This window comes from Actinosynnema sp. NPDC059797 (genome assembly GCF_042732085.1).
GTDB lineage: Bacteria > Actinomycetota > Actinomycetes > Mycobacteriales > Pseudonocardiaceae > Actinosynnema.
Window position 1 is genome coordinate 1 of sequence record NZ_JBHWIE010000496.1, and the last position, 4,265, is coordinate 4,265.

Sequence of the window (4,265 nt, forward strand, 5' to 3'; positions counted from 1 at the left end):
GCCCGCCGAGGCCCGCGGCAGCGACGGGTTCCGCGTCGGCACCCACTACGCGCTGGTCGACCTCGCCGTCCTAGTGCAGGCGGTCGTGGCGTTCGCGGTCAGGGGGCGGCACCGCCCGGTGCTCGTCCCGCTCGCCGCGCTGGTGAGCGGCCTGGGCTCGGCGGTGGTGCTGCTGCTCGGCGTGGAAACCCTCGGTCGCGCCCTGGACCTGTGGCAGCGGGCGCCGCAGGCGCTGTTCCGGTGGCCGGACCTCGCCTTCGCCGCGGAGACCACCCAGCAGGTCGTGATCGGCGGCGCGGCGGCCGCGGTCGTGGGCGCGCTGCTCGGGGCACCGGCGCGCCGGCGGGCCGCCCCGCCCGCGCCGCGCCGGGACACCGCCGCCCTCGCGGTCCTGACCGCCGCCACCGTCGTCCTCGCAGCGGCGGCGATGCCCGCCGCGCGCCACTTCTGGCTCACCTCCACGACCACCGGCGTCCAGCCGGCGACCGGCGCGCAGTGCCTCCTGGGCACGTGGGTGGAACGGAGCCGCACCACGACCCTGACGCTGAGCACCGAGGTGGGGCCGATGGAGTTCCACGGCTCCGGGTCGGTGCAGGCGTTCGACGACGACGGCACCGTGGTGGTCCAGTTCCAGCCGATCCTGGCGACGCAGAACGGCCACGTGGTCGTGCTGGAGTACTCCGGCGCGGTCACCGCGCGCTACCGCGTCGACGGCGACCGCATCACCTACGACGACGTCAGCCCCGGCATCACCTGGTCGGTGTCGGTCGACGGGCACCGCGACGTGATGACCGGCGAGGTCCGCGAGCTCAGCCCGGACGAGTTCACCTGCGAGGGCAACGACATGACCCAGACCGGCGAGAACTACTCGATCACCCTCGCCCGCTCGGCGCACCACCGCTGACGCGCCGCGCGGCCCGGGATCGACGGCGAACACCCGGAGCGGGCGGCACTAGCGCCAGCGCTGGTGGGAGTGGTTCGGGTAGCAGGGGTAGACCTCGACCCGGTTCGCGTACTGGGTGAGGTAACCGCCGCCGGTCAGGCACAGGCGCGGATCGGCGCCGTAGCGGTAGAGGTACTCCGGGGTGCCCAGCCAACTGGTGCCCACCTGCTCCCGGAACCACAAGAGGTACCTGTCGCGGCTGGTGCTCGGATCGCAGGCGTACCCGCCCACCGGGCTGTTGGCATAGCCGGCCGAACCGAGGCACATGCCCTTCGCCGGCGCGAACAGGAGGTGGCCGACACGACCGGCGGAGTCCACCACCGTCGTCCGGTGGACGAGGAAGTCCTCGTGGTCACTCGCGTCGTAGCGGGTCATGACCGACTCGAACGAGTAGACCATCTTCACGACCTTGGTCGTGGGTGGGTCGCTGATGGGCGCCGGCTGCACCAACGGCGCGCTGTAGGTCATCCACTGCCCCTCTTGCACACCGCAGTGGTCCATGAACAGAGGGCGCCCCTTCACGGTCGGCACGGTCAGGCACAACCCGCCCAGCCCGGCCAACCGGAACCCGCCGTTCCCCGTGGTCTCGATCCGCCAGAGCTGGGGATCGCCGTCGTAGCAGGGCCAGCTCCAGACGGGCGTGCCGGGCGCGGTGCCGCCTCACTCGACGTCAACGCACAGGTTGCTGTGCGCGGCGCGAACCGAGAAGTAGCCGGGCCGCCGCCGGCTCTCCTCCCACACGAAGAACTGGTTCGCGTAGCCGACGAACGGGTAGGACACCACCTCGGCGCCCTGGCCGCCGCCACCGCCCACGTCCCACACCAACCCGCTGAACAACCCCGCCATCACCACGCCGCTGCCGGTGCGCAGCGCCGTCGGCGGCGAGGCGTGCGCGCTCGGCGCCGACGCGACCGCGGCGACGGGTGCGCACAACAGCACCGAGATGGCGATCGACAGCAAGCGGGATCCACCGCGTGATCGCCGGGTTAAAACAAGCACGGCACGCTCCCTTCCCCGGAGGCGCCGCCCGCGGCCGGGCGGCGATCGCCATCGTCCTGCGCGGTGGACGCGCTGTCGTCCCGGGAACAGGTGACTTCCGCGAACCACCTCCCGGCGAGGCGTGCTCGACCCGGCCACCCCGCTGTCGGGACGGGGCTAGGGCGCTGGGAGCGTGGTCCAGCCGTCGAACGGCGCGGCGCGCTCCACGTCCGACTGCTGCCGGACCACCACGCCCCCGTCGTCGGTCAGCCCGAACACGAAGACGTCGCCGGCCGGGTCCGCCACGGCGGCGGGCTGGCCGATGACGAACCCGCCCAGGTCCGCCCACTCCGGCGGGGCGTCCTCGTCCACGGCCAGCCTGGTCGTGCTGACGCCGCCGCCCCGGTTGGTGGCGAACACCGCGATCGGCCCGTCCTCGGGCGGCCCGTCCGAGGCGGCCGGCGGGCCCACGCCGCCGTGGCCGGAGAGCACCTCGCCCGTCGAGTCCCAGCCGCCGCCCGGGAGCTGCCGCGTGTGGCCGACCGACCCGGCGCGGTCGCCGATGGCGTTGGACGCCAGGCGGTAGAGGACGTCCTGCCTGCCGTCGCAGGTGGTGGCGGCCGACGGCGGTCCGGACGGCTCGAACGAGACCAGGTCGTCGCGCGGGGCGAACGGGCCGAGGCCGCCGCCCTCGTCCGGCGGCGGCGCGGACCAGTGCCGGACCCGGCCGACGCCGTTCTCCACCGCGTAGCCGAACACGTCCGTGCCGCCGGAGCCGTCCAACCCCACCGCCAGGCCGTCCTGCAACCCCGAGCCGCCCGCGTCCTCCCACGTGGCGGCGAAGCCCCCGTTGGGCGAGGACTGGGCCAGCACGCTCAGGCCGCCGCCGCCGTTCTTGACGAACACGCGGATCAGGCCGTCCGCGGTCAGCTTCGCGACCGGCGCGCCCACCTGGGCGGCCAGGTCCGTGCCCTCGTTCGGGTTGCCCAGCCCGACCCACCCCGTGAAGGCGCCGTTGGGCTTCACCTGCCACAGGGTGACGATCTCGTGGTCGTCCAGCCTGCGGGCGAACACCTGGAGCCTGCCGTCCTCGTTCGCCGCCACCGACACGCCCGGCGCGAGCGGCCCCGGCACCTGGTAGGCCAGCGGACCAGACCACCCACCGGAGGCTTTGCGCCACCACGTCACCAGCCGGTTGCCCTGCGCGGCGAACACCTGCGGCCGACCGTCCTCGTTCAAGCCCGCCCACGTCGTCCCGGTGGTGTGGCGGTAGATCATGCGCTGCGTCCACGCCTCGTAGATGCCGCCCAGCTCGGAGTCGGTGTCCCAGCCCTCGTACACCGAGAAGGTCGCCGCCTTCTCCGCCCGCAGGCCCGCGTCCAGGTTCACCTGCGAGTGCTGGATGTTGTAGCCGCGGTAGGGCACGACCCGCGCCACCGGGCGCCCGTCCGGCCCGTCGTAGCCGAACGCGGCCTCGGTCGCGAAGCGCGCGCCGATCACGTGGTCGCTGTGGTCGTGCAGCCACGCCGGGTCCTCGTGCCGGGGGTCGGGGTCGGGGTCCTGGGTGCGGATGACGGTCGGCCGCAGCCAGGCGAACAGGTGCCGCAGCAACGCGACCAGGTGGTCCCGGTCGGGGAACCAGTTGCGGGTGTCCGACCCGTGCAGCCCGCCGCCGCTGGGCACGATCGTGCGCGTGCCGCGCTCGTCGAACCAGAGGTGGTACAGGCTGGCGCCGTGCAGGGCGGGTGCGTGCCCCCCGTCGTCGTCGGGGACGGTGACGTCGTCGGAGAGGTTCCCCCACTCGGGCAGGTCGAGGAACACCAGCCTGATGTCCGGGCGCTCGTCCAGGGCGTGGACCTCGACGGTGAACGAGGTGTCGCCGATGTCGGCCTCCACCAGCTCCTCGGTCCACTCGTCGGCCACGCCCGCCATGTGCGCGTACGCGGCCCGGATGCCGAGCTGCCGGCAGCGGGCGTAGTCCTCGCGGTCGAGGTCGCCGCGGCTCGCGCACTCGTCGAACGGCGGGTCGTCGGGCCTGCCGGTCCCGACCGGCCGGGTCGCCTCGCCGGAGGTGAAGTAGATGGTGGTGTTCGGCCGGTCCGCGGTGATCGAGTTCGCCAGGTCCGGGTTCAGGAACAGGATGTCGTCGTCCGGGTGCGCGACGACGTTGACGTCCGAGGGTGGCGGCGCCGACGCGCGGACCGAGGGTCTGCGGGCCCCGGGGCGTCTGCGCGCGGCGGGTGTGCGGGCTGTGGTCGATAAGTCTGACGGGACCACCGAGACCTCCTCACCGATGAGGACGAGCGGAGGTGTCCGGGAGCGGACCGGACGACCAGGCTAGCCC

4 protein-coding genes are annotated in these 4,265 nt (G+C 73.7%); 1 reads left to right on the top strand and 3 read right to left on the bottom strand.

The annotated features are described in order from the left end of the window. Nucleotides 1-904 (top strand): hypothetical protein (locus tag ACFV4N_RS40440; protein WP_499677984.1); only part of this gene is annotated, 904 nt, incomplete at its 5' end. A gap of 48 nt (nucleotides 905-952) precedes the next feature. Here ACFV4N_RS40440 and ACFV4N_RS40445 read toward each other — a convergent pair. The 3 genes from ACFV4N_RS40445 to ACFV4N_RS40455 all read right to left on the bottom strand — a co-directional run bounded on the left by ACFV4N_RS40445 (nucleotide 953) and on the right by ACFV4N_RS40455 (nucleotide 4,198). After that, entirely contained in the window at nucleotides 953-1,465 is a 513-nt protein-coding gene (locus ACFV4N_RS40445; RefSeq protein WP_499677985.1) for a DNA-directed RNA polymerase subunit beta family protein, read from the bottom strand. Nucleotides 1,466-1,603: 138 nt separating this feature from the next. Then, nucleotides 1,604-1,903: an RICIN domain-containing protein gene (locus ACFV4N_RS40450; RefSeq protein WP_499677986.1), complete on the bottom strand. Its 300-nt coding sequence runs from the start codon at nucleotides 1,901-1,903 to the stop codon at nucleotides 1,604-1,606. A gap of 195 nt (nucleotides 1,904-2,098) precedes the next feature. Continuing rightward, nucleotides 2,099-4,198 (bottom strand): DUF8189 domain-containing protein, encoded by a 2,100-nt coding sequence (locus tag ACFV4N_RS40455; protein ID WP_499677987.1) that lies wholly within the window; start codon nucleotides 4,196-4,198, stop codon nucleotides 2,099-2,101. Nucleotides 4,199-4,265: the final 67 nt, after the last annotated feature.